General features: G+C 67.1%; 25 protein-coding genes. 14 read left to right on the plus strand and 11 right to left on the minus strand.

The genetic code is table 11. The annotated features are described in order from the left end of the window. Nucleotides 1-2 precede the first annotated feature (2 nt). The 3 genes from LXT12_RS13515 to LXT12_RS13525 form a co-directional block, all read right to left on the minus strand. The gene (locus LXT12_RS13515; RefSeq protein WP_233392713.1) at nucleotides 3-341 is read right to left on the minus strand and encodes a hypothetical protein; all 339 of its coding nucleotides are present in this window, start codon (nucleotides 339-341) and stop codon (nucleotides 3-5) included. Nucleotides 342-595: 254 nt separating this feature from the next. Then, nucleotides 596-1,375 carry a helix-turn-helix transcriptional regulator gene (locus LXT12_RS13520; protein ID WP_233392714.1) on the minus strand — a complete coding sequence of 260 codons (780 nt, stop codon included), beginning with the start codon at nucleotides 1,373-1,375 and terminating at the stop codon, nucleotides 596-598. Continuing rightward, entirely contained in the window at nucleotides 1,350-1,784 is a 435-nt protein-coding gene (locus LXT12_RS13525; protein ID WP_233392715.1) for a hypothetical protein, read from the minus strand. Before LXT12_RS13525 ends, LXT12_RS13520 begins: the two co-directional genes overlap by 26 nt. Nucleotides 1,785-2,300: 516 nt before the next feature. On the opposite strand from LXT12_RS13525, the gene LXT12_RS27135 reads away from it, so the two are divergent. The 7 genes from LXT12_RS27135 to LXT12_RS13555 all read left to right on the plus strand — a co-directional run bounded on the left by LXT12_RS27135 (nucleotide 2,301) and on the right by LXT12_RS13555 (nucleotide 7,242). Continuing rightward, nucleotides 2,301-2,492, plus strand: a complete 192-nt coding sequence (locus LXT12_RS27135) for a cytochrome c-type biogenesis protein CcmH (RefSeq protein WP_419964778.1) — start codon at nucleotides 2,301-2,303, stop codon at nucleotides 2,490-2,492. Next, the gene (locus LXT12_RS13530; RefSeq protein ID WP_233392716.1) at nucleotides 2,489-2,656 is read left to right on the plus strand and encodes a hypothetical protein; all 168 of its coding nucleotides are present in this window, start codon (nucleotides 2,489-2,491) and stop codon (nucleotides 2,654-2,656) included. Before LXT12_RS27135 ends, LXT12_RS13530 begins: the two co-directional genes overlap by 4 nt. Nucleotides 2,657-2,897: 241 nt before the next feature. Beyond that, entirely contained in the window at nucleotides 2,898-3,122 is a 225-nt protein-coding gene (locus tag LXT12_RS13535) for a hypothetical protein (protein ID WP_233392717.1), read from the plus strand. Nucleotides 3,123-3,140: 18 nt separating this feature from the next. After that, nucleotides 3,141-3,743 carry a TAXI family TRAP transporter solute-binding subunit gene (locus LXT12_RS13540; RefSeq protein ID WP_233392718.1) on the plus strand — a complete coding sequence of 201 codons (603 nt, stop codon included), beginning with the start codon at nucleotides 3,141-3,143 and terminating at the stop codon, nucleotides 3,741-3,743. 155 nt (nucleotides 3,744-3,898) lie between these two features. Next, a complete protein-coding gene (locus tag LXT12_RS13545) occupies nucleotides 3,899-4,381 on the plus strand; it encodes a GreA/GreB family elongation factor (RefSeq protein WP_233392719.1) in 483 nt (160 codons plus the stop codon). A gap of 59 nt (nucleotides 4,382-4,440) precedes the next feature. Next, the gene (locus LXT12_RS13550; RefSeq protein WP_233392720.1) at nucleotides 4,441-6,621 is read left to right on the plus strand and encodes a carboxy terminal-processing peptidase; all 2,181 of its coding nucleotides are present in this window, start codon (nucleotides 4,441-4,443) and stop codon (nucleotides 6,619-6,621) included. 117 nt (nucleotides 6,622-6,738) lie between these two features. Continuing rightward, complete coding sequence (locus tag LXT12_RS13555; protein WP_233392976.1) at nucleotides 6,739-7,242, plus strand: TPM domain-containing protein; 504 nt, start codon at nucleotides 6,739-6,741, stop codon at nucleotides 7,240-7,242. Nucleotides 7,243-7,407: 165 nt separating this feature from the next. Here LXT12_RS13555 and LXT12_RS13560 read toward each other — a convergent pair whose 3' ends face one another. Continuing rightward, complete coding sequence (locus LXT12_RS13560) at nucleotides 7,408-7,653, minus strand: helix-turn-helix domain-containing protein (RefSeq protein ID WP_327574534.1); 246 nt, start codon at nucleotides 7,651-7,653, stop codon at nucleotides 7,408-7,410. A 278-nt stretch (nucleotides 7,654-7,931) separates the two neighbouring features. Between LXT12_RS13560 and LXT12_RS13565 the strand changes: the two genes are divergently transcribed. The 5 genes from LXT12_RS13565 (at nucleotide 7,932) to LXT12_RS13585 (ending at nucleotide 15,839) form a co-directional block, all read left to right on the plus strand. Continuing rightward, nucleotides 7,932-8,765 carry a transposase gene (locus LXT12_RS13565; protein WP_233392721.1) on the plus strand — a complete coding sequence of 278 codons (834 nt, stop codon included), beginning with the start codon at nucleotides 7,932-7,934 and terminating at the stop codon, nucleotides 8,763-8,765. A gap of 11 nt (nucleotides 8,766-8,776) precedes the next feature. Then, a complete protein-coding gene (locus tag LXT12_RS13570; RefSeq protein ID WP_233392722.1) occupies nucleotides 8,777-9,256 on the plus strand; it encodes an RNA polymerase sigma factor in 480 nt (159 codons plus the stop codon). Nucleotides 9,257-9,297: 41 nt separating this feature from the next. Continuing rightward, nucleotides 9,298-10,314 (plus strand): FecR family protein, encoded by a 1,017-nt coding sequence (locus LXT12_RS13575; RefSeq protein WP_233392723.1) that lies wholly within the window; start codon nucleotides 9,298-9,300, stop codon nucleotides 10,312-10,314. 77 nt (nucleotides 10,315-10,391) lie between these two features. Continuing rightward, on the plus strand, nucleotides 10,392-13,409 hold the full coding sequence (locus LXT12_RS13580; protein ID WP_233392724.1) for a TonB-dependent receptor: 3,018 nt from the start codon (nucleotides 10,392-10,394) through the stop codon (nucleotides 13,407-13,409). A 111-nt stretch (nucleotides 13,410-13,520) separates the two neighbouring features. After that, complete coding sequence (locus LXT12_RS13585; RefSeq protein WP_233392725.1) at nucleotides 13,521-15,839, plus strand: hypothetical protein; 2,319 nt, start codon at nucleotides 13,521-13,523, stop codon at nucleotides 15,837-15,839. Nucleotides 15,840-15,845: 6 nt separating this feature from the next. Here LXT12_RS13585 and LXT12_RS13590 read toward each other — a convergent pair whose 3' ends face one another. From LXT12_RS13590 to LXT12_RS13605, 4 genes are all read right to left on the minus strand, one after another. Next, entirely contained in the window at nucleotides 15,846-17,564 is a 1,719-nt protein-coding gene (locus LXT12_RS13590; protein WP_233392726.1) for an ABC transporter ATP-binding protein, read from the minus strand. Between the two features lie 87 nt (nucleotides 17,565-17,651). Next, nucleotides 17,652-19,475 carry an asparagine synthase-related protein gene (locus LXT12_RS13595; protein WP_233392727.1) on the minus strand — a complete coding sequence of 608 codons (1,824 nt, stop codon included), beginning with the start codon at nucleotides 19,473-19,475 and terminating at the stop codon, nucleotides 17,652-17,654. A 6-nt stretch (nucleotides 19,476-19,481) separates the two neighbouring features. Further along, a complete protein-coding gene (locus tag LXT12_RS13600) occupies nucleotides 19,482-20,213 on the minus strand; it encodes a lasso peptide biosynthesis B2 protein (protein ID WP_233392728.1) in 732 nt (243 codons plus the stop codon). A gap of 54 nt (nucleotides 20,214-20,267) precedes the next feature. After that, a complete protein-coding gene (locus LXT12_RS13605; RefSeq protein ID WP_233392729.1) occupies nucleotides 20,268-20,387 on the minus strand; it encodes a benenodin family lasso peptide in 120 nt (39 codons plus the stop codon). A gap of 413 nt (nucleotides 20,388-20,800) precedes the next feature. Between LXT12_RS13605 and LXT12_RS13610 the strand changes: the two genes are divergently transcribed. Beyond that, nucleotides 20,801-21,778 (plus strand): hypothetical protein, encoded by a 978-nt coding sequence (locus tag LXT12_RS13610; protein WP_233392730.1) that lies wholly within the window; start codon nucleotides 20,801-20,803, stop codon nucleotides 21,776-21,778. Nucleotides 21,779-21,894: 116 nt separating this feature from the next. On the opposite strand, the gene LXT12_RS13615 is transcribed toward LXT12_RS13610, so the two are convergent. Further along, complete coding sequence (locus LXT12_RS13615; protein WP_233392731.1) at nucleotides 21,895-24,228, minus strand: hypothetical protein; 2,334 nt, start codon at nucleotides 24,226-24,228, stop codon at nucleotides 21,895-21,897. Nucleotides 24,229-24,465: 237 nt separating this feature from the next. Between LXT12_RS13615 and LXT12_RS13620 the strand changes: the two genes are divergently transcribed. After that, a complete protein-coding gene (locus LXT12_RS13620; RefSeq protein ID WP_233392732.1) occupies nucleotides 24,466-25,002 on the plus strand; it encodes a hypothetical protein in 537 nt (178 codons plus the stop codon). A 63-nt stretch (nucleotides 25,003-25,065) separates the two neighbouring features. Here the strand turns inward: LXT12_RS13620 and tehA are convergent, their stop codons facing one another. Beyond that, a complete protein-coding gene (tehA, locus tag LXT12_RS13625; RefSeq protein ID WP_233392733.1) occupies nucleotides 25,066-26,067 on the minus strand; it encodes a dicarboxylate transporter/tellurite-resistance protein TehA in 1,002 nt (333 codons plus the stop codon). Beyond that, nucleotides 26,064-26,810, minus strand: coding sequence for a glycerophosphodiester phosphodiesterase (ugpQ, locus tag LXT12_RS13630; RefSeq protein ID WP_233392734.1), 747 nt, complete (start codon nucleotides 26,808-26,810; stop codon nucleotides 26,064-26,066). The genes tehA and ugpQ overlap by 4 nt, the downstream gene beginning before the upstream one ends. Between the last annotated feature and the right edge of the window lie 21 nt (nucleotides 26,811-26,831).

Here is a 26,831-nt window from a genome sequence, read left to right on the forward strand (position 1 = left end):
GCTTAGACCCCCACCAGTTGTCGCGCGCCGCCCGCGATGGCCTGCAGGACGCCCAGGCCCTTGGCCAGCAGCAGGCCCTTGCCGCGCTCCAGCGCCAGGAGGCGCTCGAAAAGCGCCTTCACTTCGCCGCTCATGGTGGCCATGCGCCGGCGCCTTCCCATGTCGGCCCGTCCCGCATCGCCGCCGCCGCGCAACTGCGCGATGACCAACTGCAGCATCTGAATCAGCCGCAGTGACAGCGGCCCCAGCCAATCGCTGTTCAGCACGATCAGCACCAGGATGCTGGAGCCGAACATCTCGAGAATCTGCTTGATGACCTTCACGGTCAGCCAGTCGTCCATGTTTCCTCTCCCGTGCAGGCGGATAGCGAGTGGCTCGGCGCCCGCCGCCTGCCAGCTGGCCCAAGCACGCGGTGAGTGGCCTCTCGTGCCCGGCCGGTTCCTGCCATGATTACCGCGAATGCATGTCGGGAAACGGGGCGCAAATCCGTTGTCGATCGGGAGCCTGATGCGTATTGGGCGTGGGCGTCCTGGCATCGCATCCAGTGTGCTGAGCGGCGAGAGGCGCGCCAGGACATCTCCGGCCCCGGTGAGCGTCAGAGCAGTCCATACAGCCGTGCGATTCGCGCTGCAGTTCGCCGGTCAGGCGCCCCGAGCTTGGCGCGCAGACGCTGGAATCGGCAGTTGATGGTCGAAGCCTCCATGTTCAGTCGTGCGCATATCACCTTGGTGCTGTGACCCGCTTCTTCGTGCCGCAGCAGGTCCACGTCATCGGGGGTCAGCCCGGAGAGCGTCAGCAATTCCCGACGAGCGGCCTGAAAGAGCCACCGGTGCAGTTCCATGGAGAGCGCCCGGGCAATAACCCGGACCGACCGGTAGGCGTCGCATTCAAAGAAGCCTGGCTGATGCGATCCCAGGCAGAGAACGCCCACCCGGGCATCTCCAGCAGATGTTGGGGCGGGAGCGACGACGGCGGACGCGAAGCCCAGCTTCGCTGAGGCCCTGATGAACGGCTCGTCGTCTGGACGGAGCCTCAACTCGCTGATGCGGACCGGCTCGGTGTGATTCATGGCATGCCGGAGCCACGGGTCGCGCTCCTCCCAGTCGCCCTTCGTGTACTCGATGGCCCACAAGGGGTCGCAGGCGAGAAGTGATCGAAACGTGGTGCGGCCCGGCCCGTCTCGAACGACGCTCAGAAAGACGCCGGCGTCGGCCCCCATCAGCCGGAAGGCGCTTCGGAACCGAACCACCGCGACCGCGGCGTTATCCGAGTCCTCGATGCTGTTCAAGGCTGCAAGCGTGCGCTCCGCATAGTCTGCGGCGGATGTGAACGCGGCCAGGCTGAACAGGTCATCCTGGTTCACCGAATGCTTCATGGCCTTCTCGGCGCAGCGCGTCGTAGAGGATCGGATCGTCGAACCTCAGAGGCTCGGCCGCACACCACTTGTCAAAGGTCGCCGGGCTTTCGAATATCAGCGTGTGCGCGGTGCGCGGCCCGCTCAAGGGGCAATGGCGCCGCTCGACCCACAGTCCGACCGGTGTCGGCCGAATCGCGATGGCCAGCGTCCCGTCGCGTGAGGTGAGGAGATGCCCTCCCGGACCCCCGGCCTTCAGCGACAAGCCGGCGCGCCATGCCGACGTCAGATGCGGGAACCTGCGCGCATGCAATTTGGCTCGCTTCGTCGGTAGCGCAGCGTCCACCTTGGATGGCGGAGTGCTGTGTTCCGCTTGGGATCCAGGCTGGGTGAACAGATCGATGTCGGCCGAACCGAACTTCTCGTCCATCACCGGCTCCATCCCGTGAGCGCGTGCCGGCGCAACGACGGGTGTCTGAGCCTCTCCTGGGGCACGGCCCCGGCTGCTGCGCCAAGCCGCCCGTCGGACGACCCTACCGAAACGAGCCGCGTGGCCGCACGCCGAAGGTGAACCTCAGGCGGCGTCTGACCATGCCAACGGCTGGTGCCAGTCATTGTTTCCATTCCCTGCTCCCACGCTCAATGCGGGTGCCGCCGGCTCATCGAAGCCGTCGAACCCGAAGGCCATTGCATTGCAGATCGCGACGGGCGGTTCTGTCTACAGGCCGACCGAATGCCGTAATGGGGACTCGACGCGCGTTCTTCGGGAAGAGACTTCATTGACGGGAACGTCGACCGAACGAATGGTGAGTTGCTAGGACCTGTTTCACGAATGAACTGGTGACGTCTACGCGTTCGGTGACGGTGATTTCCGCGGTCTCACCCGTCCAGCGATTTCCATCGTCGGCCGGGCAAAGATGCTTTTACCAATTGTTTCATTCGAGATCTGCGCGAAGGCCCGGTCGACGGCGGCAGCGAAGAGCCGCTGCGTGCCGAGCTGGTGCAGCGTTATGGCAAGCAGATGCTCTTCCGCCCCCGGCCGCATGCCGCCACCGCGCCGCTGTGGCTCGGGCCGCTGGCGCTGCCTGGGCGGGCTCATCTACTGGCGCCAGGCCGCCGCCGCAAGGACTCCGCATGACGGCCTTTGTGCTGGCCGCCGCCGCGCTCGCCCTGGCATCGCTGCTGCCCCTGTCCCGCCCCCTGCTCGCCGCTGGCCCTGCGCCGCGCGCCTGGCGCACGAGCGGCGCGCTCGCCCTCGGCCTGCCGCGGCGGCTACGGCGCTCCAGGCCCACCTCGGCGTAGTCGCGGCTGGCGCCGCAGGGCTTGGGGGCGCTCGCCGGCAGGACGAAGGAAGCTGTAACCATGGGGACCGCATGCCTTGCTTACGGTGGACCGGTCCTCCATCGGTAAAGGCCTCGCCCGTGCGACGCCTCGGTATCGCAACCTTCCGCCCCCTTGCGATCGGCACGCCCGTATGTACACCCGCGTGCGCGTGGCTCTGCAACCCCCACACCTTCAACCTGCCCGCGCACCACGGCAAGCCATGACCCCGATTCAGCCGGGGCATGCCACCCGTCGCCTGCGCCTGCTGCTGCAGACGCTGCGCGACATGATGGTCTCGATGGGCCCGCTGCTGCTGCTCGGCGGCGGCCTGCTGGTCGCAACGTATGCGTGGCTGGACCCGCAGCCCCCGCGCCAGGTGAGGCTGGCCACCGGCCCGGCGGGAGGCGCCTGCGCCGCCTTCGGCGAGGGCTATGCCAAGGCGTAGGCGCGCGAACGCATCCAGGTGCAGCTCAGGGCCACCGAAGGTGCGCAGGACGACCTGGCCCTGCTGCGCGCAGGCGAGGCCGACGTGGGTTCGTGCGCGGTGGCATGGCCGACCCCGCGGCCGATACCGAGGCGGGCATCGTTTCGCTGGGCAGCCTACGAGCCGATCTGGATCTTCTACCGCCGCGACCTCGCCATCGCACGCCGCCAGCCCGGCGGCGAACTGCAGCGCCTGGCGCAGCTGCGCGGCCTGCGTGTCAACGTCGATCAGGACGGCAGCGGTGTGCCGCAGATCATGGAGAAGCTGCTGGCCCTGAACCAGCTGAAGCCGACCGACCTGCAGCTGTCCAACCTCGCCCCTGACGCCGCCGGCACCGCCCTGCGGCAGGGTCAGCTGGACGCCGCCATGCTAATTTCGGCGCCTCAAGCAGGCCTCATCCGCACGCTACTGCGTGACCCGGCGATCGCGCTGATGGCCATCGGGCAGGGCGAGGCCTACTCGCGCCACCTGCCTTTCCTGTCTACCGTGCGGCTGCCACGCGGCGTGGTCGACCTGGCGGCCGACGTGCCGCCACCAGACGTGCCGCCGCTGGCCACCACGACCGCGCTTTTGACCGGTTGAATCAGCCGTCGGAAACGGTCGATGACCTGCGGCCAAGCAAACCATCTGCACACCGCGGAGCCTGAACGGCACACGGAGAACGCGGCCGCGTCTCTCGCTCAGATCGGCCCCGGATAATCAGGCCCCCCGCCGGTTCGATGCACCCACCTTTCATCATGGACAAATTCTTGCTGCAGCAGCAGGTGCTGGAACGGCTGGCCGAAGACTTGCTGCAAACCGAGCGGGCCGCGCGGACGGCGCATGAAACGGCGACGCACGAAGAAAACATCGCCGAGAACAAGTACGACACCTTGGGCCTCGAAGCCGCCTACCTGGCGACCGGACAGGCGCGCCGCGCCGAGGAGATCCGCCAGGCGATGGCCAACTGGCGCCAGTTCCGCCCGGGCGCCTACGACGCCGGCAAGGGGATTCAACTCGGCGCGCTGGTGTGCTTGGCAGGTGCCGACGGCAACGAGCAGCAGCTCTTTCTGGGGCCGGCTGGGGGCAGCATGAAGCTGGTCTGCGGCGCCGAGGCGGTGCAGGTCATCAGCAGCGACGCCCCGTTGGGCAGGGCCTTGCTGGGCAAGTGCGAGGGCGATGAGGTGTCGCTGCAGGGCGCTCCCGTCCGACAGCGGTTTGAGGTGCTGCGAGTGTATTGAAGCGTCGCCGTCGGGGGATCATGGTCTTGGAATGCGACTTGCCACGTTCTGGAGCGAGATTGAAACAACAGCTGATCGGGTTCTTGTTGACCCTGGCGGTCGCGGCGCAGGGCGCCGCGGCGGATTCGCAGCTTGCTTACCCACCGCCGCTGAAGCCGGCGGTGCAGGAAGCCAAGGCGGCCCACTTGGCGGCGGAGCTGCTTTCGCGCTACCACTACAAGGCCGTGCCGCTGGACGATGCCTTGTCGAGCAAGGTGTTCGACCAATACCTGAAGGCGCTCGACCCCGAGAAGGTCTATTTCCTGCAGGCTGACGTCGACCGCCTGACCGCCGAACGCACCCGGCTTGACGACGCGATCCTGACCGAGGATCTGCGCGCGCCGTTCGAGTTCTTCAACCTCTACGAACGCCGGGCCGTCGAGCGATTGACCTATGCCCGCAGCCTGCTGCGCAAGGGGTTCAGTTTCGATAGCGACGAGACGCTGATGATCGACCGCAAGGACCAGGCCTGGCCTGCGACCGAGGCAGAGACCCTCGACCTGTGGCGCAAGCGCGTGAAGAACGACTGGCTGCGGCTCAAGCTCGCGGGCCAGGATGACGCGGCAATCGCGAAAGTCCTCGACAACCGCTACGACAACACTGCCAAGCGCCTGGGCAAGATCACCGGCGCCGATGCGTTCGAGGCGTTCATGAATGCCTACACGATGGCGATCGAGCCCCATACCAACTACCTGGGACCGCGCGCCGCCGCCAACTTCGACATCGCGATGCGGCTGTCGCTCGCGGGCATTGGCGCCGTTTTGACCGACATCGACGGCTACGCCACCATCCGCGAGCTGGTCGCGGGCGGGCCGGCGGCCGTCTCCGGGCAACTGCACGTGGGCGACCGCATCGTGGGCGTTGCGCAAGGTGCGAACCGCCCGGTGGACGACGTCGTGGGCTGGCGGCTGGACGACACGGTAGCGCTGATTCGCGGCGCGGTGGGTTCGACGGTACGGCTGGACGTGCTGCCCGCCGACAAGGGCGCCGACGCGCCGAGCAAGACGGTGGTGCTGGTGCGCGACACGATCAAGATCGAGAACAGCGCGGCCAAGGCCAAGGTCTATTCGGTGGCGACCGGCGAAGGCAAGCGCTTGATCGGCGTGATCACCTTGCCATCGTTCTACGAGGATATCGATGCCCTTCGCAAGGGGAACAAGGATTACCGCAGCGCCGGCGGCGACGTGGCCAGGCTGCTGGCGGACCTAAAGGCCCAGAAGGTCGATGCCGTCTTGATGGACCTGCGCAACAACGGCGGGGGTTCGCTGCGGGAGGCCGTCGGTCTGACCGGCCTGTTCGTTGGGAGGGCGCCGGTGGTTCAGACGCGCAACGCCAAGGGCGACGTCACCGTGGAAAAAAACGTGAACACCCCCGTGTCCTGGGACGGGCCGATGGGCGTGCTGATCAACCGGGCCTCCGCCTCTGCGTCCGAAATCTTCGCGGCAGCGATTCAAGACTATGGCCGCGGCCTGATCATGGGCGAGCCCAGCTTCGGCAAGGGGACGGTCCAGACCGTGGCCAGCCTTGACCAGGTTGCCCGCAATGCCAGCCCGGTCTATGGCGAATTGAAGATGACCATCGCGCAGTTCTTCCGGGTGGACGGTGGCACCACGCAGCTGCGTGGCGTGACACCGGACATCGGCTATCTGCAAAGCGACAACGACGCCTTGTTCGGCGAGTCGACCTTTGACAACGCCTTGCCTTGGACCCGCATCAAGGCGGCCGACTACGTGCCCGTGGGCGACATCAAGGCGCAGCTGCCGCGCTTGCTGGCGTGGCACGAAAGCCGCGTCCAGCGCGACCGCGATTACCAGGGCCTGCTGGACGACCTGGCCAAGGCACGGGAGCGGCGCAAGAACAACGTGATCTCACTCAACGAAGCGGTGCGGCGCAAGGAGCGCGCCGCATTGGAGGCCCGCCTGACCGCCATGTTGGGCGCGGAGGGGGCGGCCGAGAGCGGCGCCCTGGCAGACGATGGCTTGCAATTCAATGAACGTAAGTTGAGCAAGGACCTCGCCCTGGAGAAGACCCGGAAATCCGTCAACGACGTCGTTTTGAACGAGGCGGTCAGCATCCTGTCCGACAGCGCGGCGTTGAAAGAGGGCAAGTCCCAGATGGCCGCGAGCGCCTTGTCGACCCGTCCTGTCGTGGTGACGCCCGTTACGGCAGCGACATCGAAACCTGTGGAGCCTGAGCGCTGAGTCGCAGCAGCAACGCGCCTGAGGCGGCCCCCAGGGCCGGGCAAAATCTGCTCTCCAGGTCGAGCCAGCGGGCTCGCCATTCTTTGCGTTGATCTCCTTGAGGACCTCGATGTCCAGATCACGCTCGGCCAACGAATCCTTCGCCATCTATTCACGACCCAGCATGCCGTCCGGGCCGCCTTCTCGTCCGAGACCTTGGCCGCCGTGGAGCAAGCCATCCGTGACGGCGAGCAGGCCCATGGTGGCCAGTTGCGGTTCGTGGTGGAAGGCGGTCTCGACGGCCCGCCGGTCTGGCAGGGGCAGCCTGCGCGCGAGCGGGCCGTCGATCTGTTCTCGCAGTTGCGGATCTGGGACACTGAGCACAACTGCGGGGTGTTGATCTACGTGCTTTTCGCAGATCGCGCCGTCGAGATCGTGGCGGACCGCGGGATCCATGCTTGCTGCGGCGACCAAGCCTGGCGCGAGGTCTGCGTCGAGATGCAGAGCCAGTTCACCGAGGGGCGTCTTGCCGAAGGCTCCTTGGCAGGCGTCAGGGCCGTCGGGGAGCTGCTGGTGCGGCATTTTCCCCGGCGCCTTCCGGAAGAAACAAACGAGCTGCCTGATCGCCCGCTCTTAGTGTGACCACGACCAGGTGGCAGGAGACGTAATGGGTGCAGACTCGCCGACTTTGATCAGCGTTGCGAGTGATCTACTCATCGGGATCGCTGACACCGTGGTGGTCACGCTACCGTGCCCTGTCGCGATGCAACACCGTGATCCAGAGAAGTATTTCGCGAAGTGAGCTCGTTAGCGATTCAATTCCAATGGCGCAAGTAGATCGCTAATGTCGACGCCCAAGGCAGCGGCTAGCGCTTCAACGTTGTCCAAGGAGACGTTCCTTTCGCAGCGCTCAATGGATCCCACGTAGGTCCGATGGAGCTCCGACTTCTCGGCCAAAGACTCTTGCGAAAGCCCTTGCTCGGCGCGCAGGGTTCGGAGGTGACGAGCTACTCGTTCTCTTGCGGTTCCCCCAGTGATCCGGCGCATTGTCATGCATCGGAGGTTGGTCTGAGGACGATTATTGGTCTACAGACTCAGAGTAGCATCTCGGGGCCGCCAGGGCGACTGATGAGGCCAGGTTTACAGCGGATTTCGACGGTTCGGCGTCGCCTGTGCACGATCGTCTCTGGGGTCGGAGCGGCCGGTACGGCGCCGTACTATGCAGAGCCGGGCGGTGAGCCATGTCGTGGCACCGAACGTCGGTCCATCCTTCGCCATATAGAGAGGCTTCTGACTTGATGACTTTGAGTATGCAGACTTAAAGTAGCGAAATGGCTGACCCCGTTCCCTTAAGCTGGTCTGGTGGGTGGCGCCCTGTCGCGGCGCATCAGCGACCGCTCTGTCGCAGGTACGCTGCCGTAGTCCTGCGCAGAACAGCAGTGCCTGTTGAGGCGCCAGAAGGGGTGATCCTTCAGGCGCTCCGGTGGGCCGTTGGATGCCTAAGCAACGGCGAACTTGAGTTGCTCGGTGTTTGGATCGTCCCGCATGGCTCCGTGACGGTACCCATCCTTCCGGTGGCCGACTTGAACGTCCGTGGGGTGGTGGAGATCGGAATTGGAGTCGGGACAGCTGGCGAAATAGGACAAACACCAGCGAACTCGTTCCCTCGCGTCCGCAACGTCGCGTCTGTTGAGCAGATTCTCGAATCAGTCCTGGCCAGCGTCCCGCCGCGATACCGCCTAGAGGTGTCGCGCCACCTGCGAGCAGCGGCGGACGCCGCAACTCAGGAAGCCGGGCTGTCGCAACTGGCGGAATTTCAAGGATCCAGACTCGGTGAAAGATACCCGGAAGTCGTGCGGCACTGGAGCGACGCCCTGGCAGGATTTGAGCCGATCTACAGGCTGCATCCGCGGTTGCGCGGGCTGGTTCGTTCGGCCGACCGGACCGCCGCGGACATGCGTGAGCGGCTGACGCGAGCAATTCTCCGGCATGGGCCTTTCGTGGACTCCGACGCGGCGCTCGCATTCGTTGCCGATACGCTGTTGCGTACCGAGCAAAGGCTGGACCGCGCGCGCGCCGCGGCGCTGGCTGCCCGACAAGCCGCGCAGGCCTCCGTTGCCGCTGGCCCGGCCCCCCATAGCCTCGCCGTACCGACGTTGGCGTAGCTGATATTGCGATGCTGATTGATTGGCAAAGCGTATTCTTGCGGGTGCGGTCCGCGTTGATGCGTCGCGGCCGCTCGGAGCAGGATGCCGATGATCTGGTGCACGAGGCCTGGATCCGGCTCACCAAGTTCGCGCTCGAGCAGCCCGTGGATCAGCCGGAGGCCTTCTTGATGAAGGCGGCTCTGAACTTGTCGATCGACGCCCATCGCGCCCGGACGGTTCGAGGAGAAGAGGTCTTGCTGGAGGATGTGGTCATCGTGGACGGCAGTCCCAGCGCCGACGAGGTGGTGCTGGCGCGCGAGCGCGTGGCCCGCCTGAGCGAATGTCTTTCGCGCATGAACGAGAAGACGCGTGCCATCTTCCTCGCGCACAAGGTCGACGGGCTGAGCTACAAGGAGATTGCCCAGCAGTACGGCATCACGAAGAGTGCGGTCGAGAAGCACATCTCCAAAGGCGTGATGCTGACCGCCACGTGGATGGAGGGCTGGTAGCCATGACCCGGCCCCGCGCCGGTACTCCCGAGAGTGCAGAATTGAAGCCCAAGGTGACGCGCGAGATCGCCGCCGAGGCGGCGGTGTGGGTGACGCGTCTGCATGGTCCCGACCGGTCGCCGCAGATGGAGCGGGAGTTCCGCGCCTGGCAGGCGCAGTCTGCCGTCCATCGGGAGGCTTTCGAACGCTGCACCGACGTCTGGATCGACGTGGGCAAGATCAAGCTTGCCACGGCCTATGAGACGGTGTCGCCTTCGAGCTGGCGGAAACGACCGCGCCACGGCGCGCGATGGTGGGCGGCAGGCGCTGCGACAGCGGGTATGTTGGCCGTCATGCTGCTGCTCGGCCGCCAGTGGTGGGAGCAGGGCAACTTCACCACCGACATCGGAGAGCAGCGCGCGGTGATGCTGGACGACGGCTCGCGCATGCTGATGAACACCGACACGCAGCTGCGGATGGCCTTCGACGACCGGCAGCGGACCATCGAGGTGCGTCGCGGCGAAGCGTTCTTCGAGGTGGCGAAGGATCCGCATCGGCCGTTCGTGGTGCGCGTCTCCGGCAGCGAGGTGGTCGCCGTGGGCACGGCCTTTGCGGTGCGCTACGGAGCGGCGCAGGCCAGTTCGCCCAGCGAGCTCACGGTGACGCTCGTCGAAGGGCTGGTCAACGTCCGGCCGGCGACCGACGCCGGTGCCGATGCGGTCGCACCCGCCCAGGCCATCTCGATGAAGGCGGGCGAGCGGCTGCGACTGGACCGCAGCGCTGGATCTGCAGCGACCGAGCCGCCGAAGGTGGATCGGCCCAACGTGGACCAGGTCACCGCCTGGAAGCGCAGCGAGGCGGTCTTCGACGCCACGGCCTTGCGGGACGCCGTGGACGAGATGAACCGCTACAGCCGAACGCCGATCGTGTTGGTCGACGGGCTGAGTCGCTCGGCGCTGCGCGTCAGCGGCCTCTATCGCACCGGCGACAACCTTGGATTCGCCCGTGCAGTAGCCCACTTGCATGGCCTGCGGCTCAAGACGGAGGGCGGACGGTTGGAGCTCGGAAAAGCTCAGTAGGGAGAAGCACTGGCCACGTGGCACTCGACTGAAACGTCATCTTGTTGTTCCCCTCTCAAACACAACAAGGACATCAGATGAGACACACGCCCTTTCGCCGAGTCACCGAACGCCAGAACCTCCTGCCGCACGGTACCTGGCTTTCTCTCCTCCTCGCCTTCGGCTCTGCGTTCGCCGCCGATCCGGTGCCCGTGTCACGCTACGCCATCGAGCAACCGTCGCAGGGCATGGCCGAAGCACTGCGCGCTATCGCGCGGCAGACCCGTACGTCGGTGCTCTTCGAACCGGAGGCCGTCGCGGGACGTGTGGCCCGCCCGGTTTCGGGCAGGCTGTCCGCCATCGAGGCCATCAGGCAGGCGCTGCAGGGAAGCGGGATGACGGCCGAATTGATGGCGGACGGCGCCGTCGTGGTGAAGGCATCGACTTCGGCCGCCCCTGCCGGGGCTGCCAGCCACCCGCCCGCGATGTTGCCGGCGAGTGATCGCGATGGCCGGTTCAACGGCGGCGAGGAACGGGGCGTCCAGGGCTCGGCGCAGGACACGTCGACGGCAGCTGCCGGTGCCGCCCAGGAAAGGCAGCCGTACGAACTCATCCGCGTCGAGGTGACCGGATCACGGCTGAGGCGGCTGGATGCCGAAGGACCGGCGCCGGTGAACGTCTACAGCCGGGACGAAATCGACCGGAGCGGGCAACCCAACCTCCAGCGCTTTCTGGCATCGCTCACGGAGGTCTCGGCCTCGTCCGGCGAGGGCGGCTTCGGCACGACGCTTGGACAGGGGACGGTCCAGCTCCGTGGTCTGCCGCTCGGATCGACGCTGGTGCTGGTCAATGGCCGCAAGGTCCAGGGCGTGGGGTCGTTCACCGGCAGCGTGTTCAACCTCAATCTCATCCCGATGGCGGCGATCGAGCGCGTCGAGGTCGTGCCGTTGGGTTCGTCGGCCGTGTATGGCGGCGACGCGCTGGCCGGCGTGGTCAACGTGATCCTGAAGAAGGCCATCAACGGCCAGTCGTTCACCGGCCGCGTTGGTTCGGGACGCGGCTTCAGCGACGGCAGTCTGTCTCTGGCCACCGGTGGGCGCAGCGCCGAGGGCGAGTTCCTGTTGATGGGCTCGTACAGCCGGTCTTCGCCACTGACGATGCAGCAACGCGAGTTCTTTCGGGATGCGGACTACCGCCGGTTCGGCAGCACCGACGAGCGAATGAGCTATTGCGTGCCCGGGACGGTGCGGAGCGTGACGGGCAACCTGCCGGGCCTGAACGGGAACGTCGCGGCGATCCCGGACGTTGCCGCGGGGCAGCCGTTGAAGGTTTCCGACTTCGTGGCAACGGCAGGCGCGCAGAACCTTTGCAATGTGTGGACCACCGGCGGGGGCGTCGCCCTGTTTCATGGCTACGAGACCCTCGCATTGCACGCGCTCGGCGAGCACAAGATTCTGGGCAGCTGGTCGGCATTCACCGAACTGACCTACACCCGCGATCGCATGCACGCGCCTGACGTCGGCCTTCGTCTGGGCAACGTCACCGTGCCCGCAGGCAATCCCTTCAACCCCTTCGGCGTCGACGTCAGGGTCACGGCGGCCCTCAGCCCGGACAATGGCACGGAGGGGCTCTCGCGCCAGACCCACTTCACCCGGGCCCTCGTCGGCGTTCGAGGTGAGCTGGGCCTTGGTTGGGACGCCGAGGTCTCCGCGTCGACGACAAGCGATCGCGGCGGTTCCCAGACCTGGAACGAGGCGGTCAACTCCGCGGCGTTGACCGCCGCGTTGGCCTCGACGACGCCGGCCACGGCCCTCAACCCGTTCACGTCCGGCCGCGTGGCCAGCGATACGGTGCTGCGCGGCATCTGGTCCGACAACCGGCGGCACAGTGTGGGACGCAAGGACCAGGTGTCCGGACAGGCGCGCGGAACGCTGATCGATCTGCCGGCCGGTGCGGTAGATGCGGTCGTCGGCGCAGAGGCGGCCCGGGACGCCTATGACGTCTCCAGCTCGACCGAGACCCATGGCTCCCGCACCAGCTCGGCCGCCTATGGCGAACTGCGGGCACCGCTGCTGAGGGCCGGTGGCGAGGCTGGCGGGGGCTGGAGCCTGGCCGCGCTGACGCTCGCCGGCCGTCGTGACCACTACAGCGACTTCGGCTCGGCCAATACCTTCCAAGGTGGGCTCGAATTGCGGCCGACCCGCAGCCTGCTGATTCGGGGCTCGGCGGCCAGTTCCTTCAAGCCGCCGACGATCCTGCAAACCCACGTCAACGACATCGTCTATCAGGCATCCATCTTTCGCCTCGTCGATCCGGCGCGAGGCGGCGAGCCGATCACTTCGGGCACCGTGGTGCGGACAACCAACCACGACCTGGTGCCTGAGCATGGGCAGGCCAGGGGCCTGGGCGTCGTGTGGGAGCCGGAGGGAGGGCAGGGCACGCGCTTCAGCCTCACGCACTGGCAGATGCGCATCCGCGACATGATCGCGGTGCTTCCAACGCAGTCGGCCCTCGACTATGAGAACCTGTTTCCGGGTCTGGTGACGCGGGAGCCGGCTGTGAACGGCCAGCCGGGCGCGGTCACGAGCGTGAAGTCGACCGAGGTCAACTTCGGCCGACTGGACACCTCCGGGACGGACGTCGACGTGGCGTATGTGTGGAAGACCGCCATGGGCAAGCTGACGGCGGCGGGCGGCGCGAGCCGCACCGATGAGTACCGGGTCGTGCTGGCCCCCGGCGCCGCGGCCGTGGACCGGCTCGGTCGTCGGTTCAGGGACTTTTGGGCGCCACGCTGGAAGGGGCGCCTCTCTTTCGGGCTGGACCAGGGCAGCTGGAATCTCGGCCTGACCGGCCGCTATCTGGGGCGCTACAAGGACATCGGTACGAGCGAGCGGCGCCTTGGCGACTACTGGATGCACGACCTCGCCGGCTCGCTGGATCTGAAGAAGCTGTGGCCTGACCTGCTGCCGGGCTTCCGAACGGCGTCGCTCGGTGCCAGCGTCGCGAACCTGACGGATCGCGAGCCGCAGTTCGCCCAGGGCGCCCCCTACTACGACGTCACGCAGGCCGACTGGCGCGGGCGCTACGTCAGCGTCCGCCTGTCGCTGGATTGGTAGCCATCGCAGCGGCCCTTCCCCGTCCTTCCTCCTTCTTCCTCCTCCCGGTTCGCGGCCTGCCTGCCTGAGCGCAGGAGGGCGGGCTGCGCCTTTGCCTACCACCTGCCCACCATGCGCTTCTCGCTGTTCGTCACCTTGCCGTGGCTCGTCGTCGCGGCATCTTCTTCCTGGGCTCAGCCTTCGACCGGACCTTCCGTTCGCGACGTCGTCGAGTTCAAGTCCGTCATCCTTCCGCGGGCGCACGACCTCGAAGGGTTCCGGCAGCAGACGTCACCGTCCGGCGCGCGCGCCTTCATCGTCACCCGCAAGGCCGACGTCGCGGCCGACATGAATCACTATGAGATCCTGATGCTCAACCTCGCGCCGCAGCGGCTGGCGGAGCGCCGCCCGGCCGCGCCCGAGGTCGTGTTCGCATTCGATGCCAGGTACGACAACGAATCGGGATATCCGGCCCTGGCCCAGGTGCAGTGGGCCGACGAGCGCACCCTGGTCTTTCGGGCAAAGATCCGCGACGCGGTGTATCAGGTGTACAGCCTTGACTTGCCGACCCGCAAGCTGGTGCAACTGACCAACGCTCCGACGCCGGTCGAGTCGTTTGCCGCCTCGGTCGACCTCAAGCGGGTGGTCTACGCGGTACAGGTTCCCAATCCGCCCATGAAGGAGGGGGCCCGCAGCATCGTGGTGGGCAACCAGTGGTTTCGTGGCGTCCTGTACGGACAGCGGGCGCTGAAGGAACAGGTCCGGGCCTTCCGCTTCTACGTGGCAGACGTCGGCTCCGGCAAGCCGGCGCGGCCGCTCGGAGACGCCTTCGTCCAGGCCAATCTGGGCTGGCCCCAGGCCAACATCTCGCCTGATGGACGCTGGGCGATCCTGCCCCGGTTCGAGCGCGGCCGTACGCGAGCCTGGAGTCTGCAATACCCCTTGCTCGAAGCGGCGGCAAAGGAATACGGCCCGGCGATACGCCGCGATCCGCTGGGCTATTTCAGTGGTCCCATGTCCTTCGCGGCCCGGCGCATGGTGGCCTGGCGCCTGGACGATGCGCACGAGCAGACCATCCTCGATGCGCCCGACGATTCGATCATGGGCGGCCGCCAATCCCGACGAGACAAGGTCTGGCAGGCCACGGGATCTTCCGTCGTGCTTGCCGGCACGCATCTTCCGCTGATCGACGGCCGCCAGGTATCCGCCGCCTCGCATGTCATCGAGTACTGGCCGGACAGCGGACGCTGGATCGTCGTCGCCAAACTGAACGGCCGCCTGGAGGAGGCGCTGCCGGCGGGCGACGGTGTGGTGGTCATGGACAGCGGCAAGAGGCGGCAGTTCCAGCGCCTTGACGCAGGGGGCTGGCAGGAGGTGGCGCCGGTGCCGCGAGCGTCCGGATCGGGTTGGCGCCTGCAGTTGCAGGAGGGACCCAACGAACCGCCGGATGTCTTCGCCGTCGGGCCAGCCGGCCAATCGGTACGTCTGACGACGTTGAATCCGCAATTCGACCCCAAGACCTGGGGCACCATGTCGTCCTTTCAATGGCGCGACGCCAAGGGACGGCAGTGGCAGGGTGGCCTCATGGCGCCGGTCGAGGACCGCGGCAAGCGACTACCCCTGGTCATCCAGAGCTACAACTACTTCCCGGACACCTTCTACCTGGACGGCCCCAACTTTGCCGACCGCACCGGCACCAGCGCCTTCCCGGGACGCGCCTTCGTCCGCGAAGGGGTGCTGGTCCTTGCCATGCGCGCACAGCCCGGCACGGCGCCCCATCGCGATGACGCGAACCAGAATCGCCTGTTCAACGAGGGCGTCAGAGGGGCCGTGGACGCGCTCGTCAGGGCAGGGCGCGTCGACCCGGCGCGCGTCGGCATCATCGGCTGGAGCGGTACGGGGGAGAAGGTTCTCAACGCCATCACGTTCTCCGACCTGCCGATCCGAGCGGCGACCATCGCCGACGGCGACGCCAACACACTGTTCTCGTACGCGGTGACCTATGGGTTTTCGGACTACACCTGGGGCCACAAGGAGACCGTGAACCGAGGCCTTCCTATCCGGCCGAACCTCGGGGCCTGGATCGAAACCGACCCTTCGATGAACACGGACTGCGTCAAGGCGGCACTACGCATCGAGACCTACGGCATCCCGGTGCACAACTATTGGGACATCTACGCGCTGATGCGCCGCCAATACAAGCCGGCCGACATGATCCTCATTCCGGGGGGCTCGCACGGATTGGCAACGCCCAGCGAGCGCATGATCTCCTTGCAGGGCAATGTCGACTGGTTCAATTTCTGGCTGAATAACGAGAAGCGCAGTGTGCCGCTGCTTGCAGCCGAGACCGCCGCCACGCTGCAGGCCCAGTACGAGGCCTGGGACCAGATGGCCGCGATGAAGCGAACCCACGACAGACGTCCGCGCTGCCCGCTGGCCAGCGTCGGCTAAGCGCGCTCAGCTTGCGCCGTCGATCTGTTGCCGCCACATCCGCGCGTACCGTCCGTCCCGGGCCAGCAGATCGGCATGCAGCCCACGCTCGTGGATTCGCCCGTCAACCAGGACAATGATCTCGTCGGCTCGCATCACCGTCGAAAGTCGGTGAGCCACGACCAGCGTCGTGCAGCCGGCCGCGGCCTGCCGGAGCTCGACGAGGACTTCGGCCTCCGTCTTGCTGTCCAGCATCGAGGTCGGCTCGTCGAGCAGGAGGACGGTGGGCCTGCGCAGCAACGCGCGCGCGATGGCCAGGCGCTGGCGCTCGCCTCCAGAAAGCTTGAGGCCGCGCTCCCCGACCATCGTCCCGTAGCCGTCAGGCCATGACTCGATAGCCTCGTGAAGTCTGGCGGCTTTCGCTGCACTGACAATGCTGTCCATGCCGGCCCCCGGGCGCCCCAGTGCGATGTTGCTGCCGATGGAGGCATGCAGTAGCGGTGTGTCTTGAGGCACCAGTGCCATCTGCCTGCGCAGCGCGCCGAGCGCCAGCATGTCGATCGGATTCCCGTCCAGCAGGATGCGCCCCGCTTGCGGCGAGTACAACCGCAGTAGCAGGCGGATCAACGATGACTTCCCAGAGCCGCTGGGACCGACGACAGCGATGGTGCGCCCCGCCTCGACATGGAGGTCCAGTCCACGGATCACTGGCCGCTCGGGGTCGTAGCCAAAGGTCACCCCTTCGAATCGGATCGTGGACGGTTGCCGCGACGGCCTGCCCGATGGCTGTCCGGGGGAGACGGTCGCTGTCAGGATCGCGGCACCCTCAATCTCTTCACGGAGGATCTCAAGCAGCGGTTGAGAGAGCCTGAGCGAACGCGATAGATCTCGCATGGCGGACCCGAGCACCTCGAGTGGTCTCACCATCTGCAGCAAATAGATGCCGGTCAGGATGAAGCCGCCGACGCTCAGGGATCCACTGGCCACGCCGTTCGCAGCGATTCCCAGGCTGGTGGCCAGCGATACCGCAAAGACGGCCGTCGCTGCGACTCCCGTGCCAGCGCTGGCCCGGTAGTAGCCCTGCCAACGGTCGACCAGCGATGATGAGGCCACCGCGAGCGCTTGCTCGGCCTCGTCTTCCGCGCACAGACAGCGCAGCGTTTCGACATTGGCCAATCCGTCGGCGAGCTGCCCGTGTACGGCCAGGCTCGACGTCGTGACGGCATCGGCATGACGCGTCAACCGCCGCGCGCCCTGTGCGAAGACAGCCAGGTACAGGGTTGCGGTGGCACCGAACAACATCATCAGCGCCGGCTGCTGCAGCCGGGTCAAGATCCAGGCCATCACCGAGAGTTCCACGGCGACCGGCGCGAGGCTGTGGACCAGATGAGTCACGAGCAGTTGGATGCCCGCGCAGGACAGGTCGAGGCTGTGCAGAAGCTCGCCGCTTCGCCGATTGAGCAGACGGGAGAGTGGCAGGCGCAGGACGTGCCCGTAGAAGCGTCGTCTCAAGGCCGCCACGAGACGCTGGTCAGCAGCTCCAGTGCACAGTGGCCGCAGGTCACCCAACAAACGAGCACCGCACAGGGCTGCGATGTAGAGCGCGACGGCTGCCAGGATGGACGACGGCGACGCGGCTCGGGCCCCCGGGGCAGCGGCCACCGCATCGACCAGATGTTGCAGTGCCAGCGGGGAAAGCGCCGACAAGGCGCCCCCGAGGACGACGAGCAGGGTCGCCGCAGCCATCTCGCGCCATATGACGGGGTCGGCGACCTCCCTGATCAGGCGCAGAACGGCTCGGAGCCCACTGCCGCGACGCATCGCGAGTCGAACTCAGCCCGTTACGGGGCGAGACCTGACGTTTGCGGCGCGCTGCAGCCAGGTCTCGACGGCGATGCAGGTATGGACTTCGGTCACGTAGGCGTCGCTCGTCGATGGGCGCCCAGCCAGCGTCGCTTCGACGCGGGGCCGGTCCAGCAAGGCCCTTCGTGCCAACTCTCCATCCAGCAACAGATGCCGGGCGAGGGGCAGGCTGCGCTGGAGGACCGATGTGACATGCTCTTCCGTGCCGCCTTTGGAACGGCGGACGGCGATTTCGGGCGGCAGGCGATCCGCAAACGATTCGCGGGCCAGCCCTCGGCCGCGCCCCCCGCAGGTGAGGAGGTAAGTGGGCAGGGCAAGGCTCAGCTCCAGCAGCGGCTGCGACATGAGCGGGTGGACGAGCTCGGGCGATGTCGCGGCGGCGAAGGGGTTGTAGTAGTCGAACGGAGAGATCAATGCGCGCAGCTGGGCAAGTTTTCCGATGGGCAGATCGAATGCCTCCAGCAGGCCCGGATGGATGAAGCGCTGCGCACGCTCAAGGGTCGCCTCGATCACGCTGCGAGGCACCAGGGTCACGTATTGGCCGGCGCCCGCCATCGGATCGTGTGTCGCGAATCGGTCCCGGAACGCGAGGCACAGGCTTTTCCAGAAAGACACCTCGCCCAACCGAGCGGCGTCGAGCACGGCTGCCGGGAAACCTCGATCGACCCCGCGCAGCTGCAGGTAGTCGGCGGCGGTCCAGGTGCAGCGGACTTCTTCGAAAAGCTGATCTCCACCGGCCCCGGTAAAGATGACTGGCGCCTCATGAGCGCGCGCCACTTCCGCATCCATCCGGTCCGAGCCCATGCGGCCGATATAGCTGCCCGGCGCCGGTGTGAGCGCGGGATTCATCACCTCACCGAGGTGGAAGCCAATGTCTCTCTGTCTCTCGACCAAGGGACATCCGACGCGTGTGGCAGCCAGTCGAGCGTAGCGACGCTCGTCGCTGTCCGATCCGGGCGAGAAGTAGTTGAGACACAGGACGCTGGCCGTGGGCGCAGGACTGAATAGGCAGCCGAGCAGGATGGCGGAATCGACGCCTCCGGAGAGGCGGAGCACGATGTTGTCGTAGCAGGCCATCCATGACCGTATGCACTGCGTCGTGACGTCGCGCTGCATCCGAGCTGCAAGGTCAAGGTCTGGATCCACAGGGCGGCGGGCGACATCGATGGCCCGCCAAAGCGGCCGCGCCGGCGTCGGGCCTGTCGAAAGCACGGTCAGCTCACCGGGCAGCACCTGGCTCACTCCGTCCAGGGCCGTCTCCCGCCCACCAAGGCGGCCGAAGACGAGCACTGCGGCGACCGCGTCCCAGTTGATCGCTGGCCGCGCGATCCCCATCAGGTCGATCAGATCCTCCAGCCAAGAGAAGGCGATGGAGAGGCCTTCCAGCTCCAGGCGATAGCAGGGAAGAGTTCCCGTGGGATCCCTGAGCACCCGAGCTTCGCCGGTCCAGGATGGGAGGAAGGCGATCCACCGACCCCAGAAGTGATCGATCAGGGCTTGGCCGTCCGACCGGACGATGCGATCGGCCTCCTGATCGGTCAGCTCGATGTCGCAGGAATGTGGTGTGGAGGTCTCGTGCCGACGGAACAGCCGTCCGAGAACCAAGCCACCGCCGGACGGCAGCAAGTAGCTGTCATTCACGCCTCGGCGGTTGCCAGTGATGTAGACCTTGAGCCCGGCCGAAGAAAAGGCCCCGCGCCAACCGGCGGCCTTGAGCCGGTCGGCCAATCGTGAAGCCAGTTCGGTGGGCACTTCGCATGAAGGTGCCCAGCTGAAGCCGATGTAGCGGAACATCGCCGGCTAGACGACGAGTATGGGCGTGAAGCCCCGCACGTGCTCGTGCATGTCATTGAGCACCAGGGTGCCGGCCTGCACCCAGGAGTGCGCGGCAAATGGCCGCATCCTCACGCCGATCACCCATTGCGGATGCAGTTGTTCGGCAGCCAGAAACCGCACCAGGGTTAATGAGTCGTGCAGGCACTCGTCTCGCGAGCTCATCACCAGGGGCCTCGTCCGCAGGTACCAACGGGCGGCATCGCGAAGCGCCTCCGCGGGGAGTCGGTCGTCATCCCTGTGGCGGAGGGGGCGCATGGAGGCGACGGTTTGGGTGATCGTCGCCAAGCTGCGGTGCTTGAGCCAGCCTGACGCGATGAACGACGAACGGGCCAGGTTGGCAATGCGGCGCCATTGAAGCGCCGACGAGATCGAGGCGCTGGCGTCGTAGACGCTCGCATCAGGCAGCATGTAGGCTGCGTTCACTGACGCTGGTGTCGCTGCGCAAGCCAGCAGACCCTGACGGCGCAGGTCATCGACCCGTCGTTCGACCTCGGAGTCTGGGTCGCTGGGAAGGCCGGTCGACGGTCTGGCGGGCCAGCCGCCAACCGCGCGGGACAGTGCGCAGACCAAGGGCCCGCCTACCCCGATGTAGCGGCCCCGCTCCAGATCCAGCAGGACCACCACTCCATCGACGAGGCAAGCGCGGACATGATCGGCGAGGCGATATTCCGGGAGGGGCGATGCTTGCGTCGGCATGGTGATCCTGATGGGCGTGCGCCATAGAGGCGCACGCAAAGTCGCGTCAAGAAATCAGATCTCCTTGAAGAGCGCGACTTGGTTCTCTTCGGGCTTGGGCAGGTCGGGCCGACCCTTGGTCTCTTCCTTGGCGTCGCCCAGGTCGACCAGCTCCAGTTGCGGTGCTTCGTTCATGACGTTCTCCTTCAGGTTGCGTGCTTGTGAAATGCCTTCGGCATCGGCTTCAGGCAACGAAAAGATAGACGGCACTCTGAGGGCCGAACAAACTCAAAGGCCGCTGAAACGCGGCGTTCGGCCACGGGCCATCCCCTGCTGGAGAGTGCCGCCGGCACGTCTGCGCGCCACGACTCAGGTGGCCGCATCGCCGCGTACGTTCGGCGGACCGGTCGGCTGAAGCCCCGGCATCTGCTGACGCGGCATGCGAGCTGGTCGATCCGCTGTCGAGCAGCCGCTGTCGGCAGGTACGCACGCGCCTACGCAGATGCGCACGCGCGCGTGGACCTGTGGCAACGAGGCGGCCACCGAACGATTGGGGAGGTGGTCAGTCGAGGCGCTGAGGTTTTTCCGTCCAGAAACGTCATGGAGTTATGGAGTACTCCATTCCAAGAAGTGCATCGACATGGCACATCTGCTGGCAGGCCGCGACGGGGCGCGACCTCGTTGCGGATTCCAGACTGGTCGGGCGCGTCCGTGAGCGGCTGCTGAACGCGCATCGCGCCGAAGGGCGGCAGTTGCTGCACTACTTGATGATGCCGACTGAGATCCATCTCCTGTCGTGCCTGCCGGTCGGACAGAGTCCGCCGGCCATCGTCCGGGCTATCGCCGCCGTCGTGTCCCGCTGGGTGCGGGAGACGCAGCCCGTGAGGGGACCCGTCTTCGCCGCGCGCTACCGCGCGCACGAGATCCGGTCCGATTCAGAGCTCGAGCGTGAGATTCGAATGCTGGCCTGGAGGCCGGTGCAAATCGGGCTATGCGTGACGCCCGTCCACTACACGCACGCCTCCCTGCGGACGACGCTGGGCCTCAACCGCGCGCAGGGATTCGACTCGAGGGCACTGCTCGGGCTGTTTGGCGCAACGGTGCCCGAGGCACGCAAGGGCCTGCGCGGGGTGGTACGGCGCCGGCCCGGCGAGGCGGAGTGGCGAGAGTGGGAGTTGAACCACGGATTGACGCTCGCCGTGGGGTCCATAGGACCGAGCTTCGGTATGGCACGCGAGGTGAAGGGCGATGCAGCCATTCTGGTGGCAGCGGCAGATTCAAGAGACATCGACGGTGGCTTGAAGTTGTTGGAACGATGGGTCGCCGTAAGGCTCGGTTTGGATGCCGACCAAGATCTGTCATCACTGGCCGGCCCGCAAGGTGCCCGAGCCAGGGCGTTGGTGGGTGGGCTCGCCGTGCGTATGGACTTATGTCCTGCGGCGGCGGTCGCCCGGCACTTCAAGCGCGCGAAGGCGACGTTGTGCGAACAAATGACGGCGTCTCGCCTGAGGGAAGACGATCGCCGGCTGATCGCGACGCCAATTCAACTGGTCTTGGACGAGCTCGCGGCATTGAACCGGTTCTGAGAATCCGGTCGCAGCGTGGAGGGGGCGCCGGCATAGGGACTCACGGCGATGGCAGGGGGTCGGCTCAGCCAGGTCCTGGGCAACGCAGGCCGAGGAAGCTGACCTCCTGCTGGTCGTCAAGCCGCCGCGCCGGTTGACGCACCGGCCTGACGCCGCCGCATGCCGTGGATGAGCGGCAGCAGGCCCACGAGCCAGAGTGCCGGCGTTGCAGGCTCCGGCACGGCACTGATGCTCAGCTCTCCGCTCGAATACAGCTTCGACGTGTCCCACTTCAATCCGGCGGCCAGCGGCGCGCCAGACAGGTCGATCTGTGAAAAGCTGCCTTCGCTGCGGCCCCAGTCGAACAGGTCGAAGCGCTGGCCCGCCTGCCCCGCGAAGTGGTTCCACCACACCACCTTGAGCACGCCACCGAAGCCGAGCGTGCCGGCGACCTCGTACTTGTCGAAGCCGGAACCCGGAGCCAGGCCGCCGATCTCGGCGAGATACACGTTGCCGCTGCCGAAGGCCACGTCGCCGCTGTCCACGCCGAGGCCGGGCGAAGCGCCCACCGACAGGCCGCCCTCGTAGAACTTGGACCCGGTGCCGGAGAAGATGGCGCCCGTGCGTTGAAGCACCTGGCCGAAGAAGACGGCGGTGCTGCCGCTGGACACGCGCAGTTCCCCGCCGGACCTGACATCCACGGTGTCGTAGAACGTCGTGTCGCTGTTGCCCGACAGGGCGATGCGCCCACCGGAGACCGTCGTGACTGCCCCGTGCACGTCCGAGGTTCCGAAGGTCACATCGATCTGGCCTGCGTTGTTCGCACCGCCGGACAAGCGAAGCTGCCCGTTCTTCAGGAAGATCCGGCCGCTGGCGGCGTTGTCGAGCTGACCGCCGAACTCCAGCACGCCGCCATCGGCGGCTTCCATCGTGCCGGCGTTGCGATGCGAGGCGCCGGTGATCTGCAGCGCCTGGCCCGCGCCGCTGCGCACCATCCCGCTGGCGGTGTTGTCCAGGCTGGCGTTGAGATGGCCGTCGCCCTCGACCAGCCCGGCGTTGGAGAAGCTGCCGGTGACGCTGAGGTTATCGGCGCGCACCGTGCCCCGGTTGACCAGGTCGCCGCGGATCGTGCCGTCGCCGGCAAGCGTGCCTGTGGCCTGCACGGTGACGCCGCCGGTGGCTGTCAATTGCGCGCCGTACTGCAGGAGCAGTTGCGGCCGGCCGCTGCCACCGGCGGCGCTGCCCAGGCTCAGACTCTTGACCGCTGTGTCGGTGCTGGCCTGGATGGTCTGGCGCCCTGCCGGTGCGACCACCGCATCGAGGAAGCGGCTCGGCGCGAAGCCCTGTTCCCAGTTCGCCCCATCGGCAAAGCTGCCGCCCGCGCCGCCCGTCAGCCAGGCGATCGAGCCGGTCGGGGTCAGCAGCACGGCGTGGGCCTGGCCCGTCGTCATGCGCGCCGTGGCGGCGATCTGGCCGGCGTCGTTGATGCCGTTGGCCCGGGTGACCGTGGCGCCGCTGCCTGCAGGCAGCAGGGCGTTGAGGTCGGTGATGCCGCCTTGGGCGGTGGCCAGGAAGCCGCGGCTCTCGCCACTGACCGTGCTGGAAGTGCCGACCACCTGCCCGGCCGCATTGATTCCGTAGCCCTGGCTGGAGGCGCCGCCGAGGGTGCCCAGGTCCTGAATGGCGCCGGAGCGCCACAGGACGGCGTGGAGATTGCCATTGGCGGCATACGAGGAGCCCGCCACCAGCCCCGTGGCGTTGATCGCATAGCCGACGCTGCCGTTGCCCGCCAGGCTGCCCAGGTCCTGCATGGCGCCGGTCTGCCACAGGAAGGCATGAGTGGTGTTGGCGCTGGTGTCGGAATCACCCACCACCTGGCCGGCAGCGTTGATGGCGCGGGCGGTGCTGTAGATGCCGCCCAGCGAGCCCAGGTCCTGCATGTTGCCTGTCTGCCATAGGAAAGGATGCTGCCGGGCGTCGCCGCGGATGTCGGAGTAGCCCACGACCTGGCCGTTGGCATTGATGCCGAAGGCGGAGCTGTAGGTGCCTCCCACGGTGCCCAGGTCCTGCAGGTTGCCGGCCTGCCACAGGAAGGCGTGTCCGGCATTGCCGCCCGTGTCGGAATAACCCACCACCTGCCCGGCGTCGTTGATGCCGTTCGCGTAGCTGAGACTGCCGCCCAGCGTGCCCAGGTCCCGCATGCCACCGGCCTGCCACAGCACGGCATGTCGAGCGGCATCTCCTCGGGTCGTGGACGAGCCCACGACGTCTCCGGCCGCGTTGATGCCAGCAGCGCCGCTGTTCGAGCCGCCCAGCGTGCCCAGGTCGGTGACGGTGAACCGCACCGCCGCACCGGCTGGCAAGGAGCCTAGGAGCGCCGGGAGGGCGAGCAGCGGGCCGCACAGCGTGCGCAGCAAGGCCTGTGGGTGGCGTGCGCGCAGGCGGCGCGCGAAGGAGGGTTTGCGTTTCATGAGGGTCCTCTGCGGCGGTGGTTGATTCGCAAGAGGAGGTACGAGAAGCCGTGCTGCGGCCGGACACGAAAAATCCCGACGGTCACCGCATCCCTAGGTCGAAGCCCACCCCCCTGTCCCTGCGCCGCACGTTCCGTCGTTCAAGCCAGCGTGAATGCCGCCGTCGCACCTTCGGGTTCCCCAATCTGGCGCCCGGGCATCCCCGGCACCTGCCAATCTTGAAAGCCAAGGACTTGAATGGACTCCACGCTGGTCTCAGGGCTCACCGGTTTCGCCACCGCGGTGGTGGGCACCTTCCTCAGCCATCGGTTCGTGCAGCAGCGGGCCTTCAAGGAATTCGCGGAGCGCTACCGCAACAGGCTGTTCGACAAGCAGCTCGCCGCCTATGAGGCGTTGTGGGTCAGCCTGCGCAGGTCGTCGATCTATTTCAGCGACGAGACCGTCTTCGTCCGCCAGCGCGGCGAAGTGTTCTTCAGCGGCCAGAACGCGACGAAGATGGCGATCGAGCTGACCGACGTCTTCTTCACGGAGCATGGCCTGTACCTGTCCAAGAGCACGCGCAAGGCGCTCTTCGACGCAAGAAGGGCGCTGCAGAAGGCATCCTCACAATATGAAGGGGGCGATCCGCTGGTTCGGATTCCCAGGGAGCAGTTCAACGAAGTCAGCGCAGCGCTCAAGGAACTGGTTCAAGCCACCCGGCGCGATGTCGGCCTGCGCGCACTGCGATTCAACGCTGCGGAAATCGGGATTCCAGAGGAGCAGGCCGAGAAGTGAGGTTCCGCCCGCGGCCTTGCCGGCCAAAGTTGCGGCTGACTTCCCGGGCGTGCCGGGAACTCCTCAAGGCGCCACGCCGTCCTCACGTACGTCGATGGCCAGCGACGGCGAGACCGCGGCCTTGGGCAGCAGCTTTCCCTTGAGCGCCGCCACCACGGTGAAGGCGAAGATCCCCAGCACCACCGCGTTCGCCATCACGAACAGCACCGGCGCCAGCGCCGCGAAGACGCGGTCGTCGCCCCGGGCGGCGAAGCGCAGGGTCGCCGAGGCGATGGCCGTGGCGCCAAAGGTGAAGGCCCAGTAGCCCGGCGTGAAGGGCTGGCGCAGCCAGGGCATGAGGCGCAGCACGATGAGGCCCTGGACGATGGCATAGCCGAGCAGCATGTGGGCGACCAGGTCCGGCGGTCCGGTGGTGATGCTGCTGTAGGCCAGCAGGGCGACGGCGGGCGGTGCGGGCTGGATGCCGAGCGTGGCGCGCAGCGGCAGCGGCATCTCCTCGCCGTTGAACAGGCGGCCCACGATGACCGATTCCAGCGCCAGCCAGGCGAGCACGCCTGCGCCGAAGAACAGCTGGCCCAGCTCCGGCAGTCCCAAGGCGCCCGCGGCCATGGCCGACACGAGGTTGGCGGCGACGGTCGGCAGGTAGAGCACCGGCGTGGTCGCGCCCACCGGGCGGGTGCCCCGCCACAGGCCGCCATGACGCCAGGCGCCGAACACCAGCGACACGGCCGAGCCCAGCACGCACAGCGCCACGGCCAGGGGCCTGGCATGCGGCAGCACCGCGAGACCCACCAGCATGGCCGTGACCGGCACCAGCGCGACGAAACAGCACTGGATGGGATGGGCCACCTCGGCCCGGGCTTGCGAGCCGTGGCTCAACCACTTGTTCGCATACAGCGCCGCCAGGAGCAGCCACACGCCGCCCGCCACGGCCATGACGGCCTCGCCCACCCACGCCGGGGCGCCCCACAGCGCATGGGCCGCGCGCCAGTCGGTGCCGAGGCCGCACAGGCCCAGCACCATGCTGAAGAAGGAGGCCGGGACGACCCAGCGGCTGGCGTTCATGGGCGACGACCCTCCTGCGGCCCGAGGCGGTCGACCGCGTCGGTGATGATGCCGTCGATACCGTCGGCGACCAGCCGCTCGGCCACGTCCGCGTCGTTGACCGTGTAGACCAGCGCCCGCCAGCCGCGGCCGTGCAGCCGCTCGATCAGGGCGCGGTCCATCAGCCGCCAGTTCGTGACGATGGCGACGACGCCCAGCGATTCGGCCACCTCCGGCCAGTCGTCCCACAGTTCGTCGAGCAGCAGGGCGCGGGGCAGGGCGGGTTCGGCGTCGCGCGCGGCGGCCAGGGCCTCCGGCTTGAAGCTGCTCAGGAGGGGCGGCAGGGTGCCGGCCCACAGCCGTGCGGCCTCGCGGGCGACGGCAGCGCCCGTGCGGGCTTCTTCGCCGGGGCAGGGCTTGATCTCGACGTTGAGCGCGCAGCCGTTGGCCTGGCAGAAGGCGGCGATCTGGGCGAAGCGGGGCAGGGGTTCGGCGGCGTAGGCCGGGCTGTGCCAGCCGCCGGCGTCGAGCCTGGCCAGTTCCGACCAATCCTGGGAATCCGGGGAGCCGCTGCCGCTGGTGGTGCGCTCGAGCGTGTCGTCATGCAGCAAAAAGGCTTCGCCGTCTCGGCTCAGCTTGACGTCACATTCGAAGGCTCGGAAGCCAAAACCGGCTCCCAGCCGGAAGGCGGCGAGCGTGTTCTCCGGGGCGAGCTTGCCCGCGCCGCGGTGCGCGAGCCACAGGGGATAGGGCCAGGGCTTCATCCGTCGGATTCTGAAGGGAAA

The sequence above is a fragment of the Pelomonas caseinilytica genome (assembly GCF_021353235.1).
Classification (GTDB): domain Bacteria; phylum Pseudomonadota; class Gammaproteobacteria; order Burkholderiales; family Burkholderiaceae_C; genus Pelomonas; species Pelomonas caseinilytica.

What these genes read in the sequence shown, in the direction of transcription:
- LXT12_RS13515 (WP_233392713.1), bottom strand. Translation starts at nt 341, where the DNA reads ATGGACGACTGGCTGACCGTGAAGGTCATCAAGCAGATTCTCGAGATG.
- LXT12_RS13520 (WP_233392714.1), bottom strand. Translation starts at nt 1,375, where the DNA reads ATGAAGCATTCGGTGAACCAGGATGACCTGTTCAGCCTGGCCGCGTTC.
- LXT12_RS13525 (WP_233392715.1), bottom strand. Translation starts at nt 1,784, where the DNA reads ATGGACGAGAAGTTCGGTTCGGCCGACATCGATCTGTTCACCCAGCCT.
- LXT12_RS13530 (WP_233392716.1), top strand. Translation starts at nt 2,489, where the DNA reads ATGACGGCCTTTGTGCTGGCCGCCGCCGCGCTCGCCCTGGCATCGCTG.
- LXT12_RS13535 (WP_233392717.1), top strand. Translation starts at nt 2,898, where the DNA reads ATGACCCCGATTCAGCCGGGGCATGCCACCCGTCGCCTGCGCCTGCTG.
- LXT12_RS13545 (WP_233392719.1), top strand. Translation starts at nt 3,899, where the DNA reads ATGGACAAATTCTTGCTGCAGCAGCAGGTGCTGGAACGGCTGGCCGAA.
- LXT12_RS13560 (WP_327574534.1), bottom strand. Translation starts at nt 7,653, where the DNA reads ATGACAATGCGCCGGATCACTGGGGGAACCGCAAGAGAACGAGTAGCT.
- LXT12_RS13565 (WP_233392721.1), top strand. Translation starts at nt 7,932, where the DNA reads ATGGCTGACCCCGTTCCCTTAAGCTGGTCTGGTGGGTGGCGCCCTGTC.
- LXT12_RS13570 (WP_233392722.1), top strand. Translation starts at nt 8,777, where the DNA reads ATGCTGATTGATTGGCAAAGCGTATTCTTGCGGGTGCGGTCCGCGTTG.
- LXT12_RS13580 (WP_233392724.1), top strand. Translation starts at nt 10,392, where the DNA reads ATGAGACACACGCCCTTTCGCCGAGTCACCGAACGCCAGAACCTCCTG.
- LXT12_RS13585 (WP_233392725.1), top strand. Translation starts at nt 13,521, where the DNA reads ATGCGCTTCTCGCTGTTCGTCACCTTGCCGTGGCTCGTCGTCGCGGCA.
- LXT12_RS13590 (WP_233392726.1), bottom strand. Translation starts at nt 17,564, where the DNA reads ATGGCTGCGGCGACCCTGCTCGTCGTCCTCGGGGGCGCCTTGTCGGCG.
- LXT12_RS13595 (WP_233392727.1), bottom strand. Translation starts at nt 19,475, where the DNA reads ATGTTCCGCTACATCGGCTTCAGCTGGGCACCTTCATGCGAAGTGCCC.
- LXT12_RS13600 (WP_233392728.1), bottom strand. Translation starts at nt 20,213, where the DNA reads ATGCCGACGCAAGCATCGCCCCTCCCGGAATATCGCCTCGCCGATCAT.
- LXT12_RS13605 (WP_233392729.1), bottom strand. Translation starts at nt 20,387, where the DNA reads ATGAACGAAGCACCGCAACTGGAGCTGGTCGACCTGGGCGACGCCAAG.
- LXT12_RS13610 (WP_233392730.1), top strand. Translation starts at nt 20,801, where the DNA reads ATGGAGTACTCCATTCCAAGAAGTGCATCGACATGGCACATCTGCTGG.
- LXT12_RS13615 (WP_233392731.1), bottom strand. Translation starts at nt 24,228, where the DNA reads ATGAAACGCAAACCCTCCTTCGCGCGCCGCCTGCGCGCACGCCACCCA.
- LXT12_RS13620 (WP_233392732.1), top strand. Translation starts at nt 24,466, where the DNA reads ATGGACTCCACGCTGGTCTCAGGGCTCACCGGTTTCGCCACCGCGGTG.
- tehA (WP_233392733.1), bottom strand. Translation starts at nt 26,067, where the DNA reads ATGAACGCCAGCCGCTGGGTCGTCCCGGCCTCCTTCTTCAGCATGGTG.
- ugpQ (WP_233392734.1), bottom strand. Translation starts at nt 26,810, where the DNA reads ATGAAGCCCTGGCCCTATCCCCTGTGGCTCGCGCACCGCGGCGCGGGC.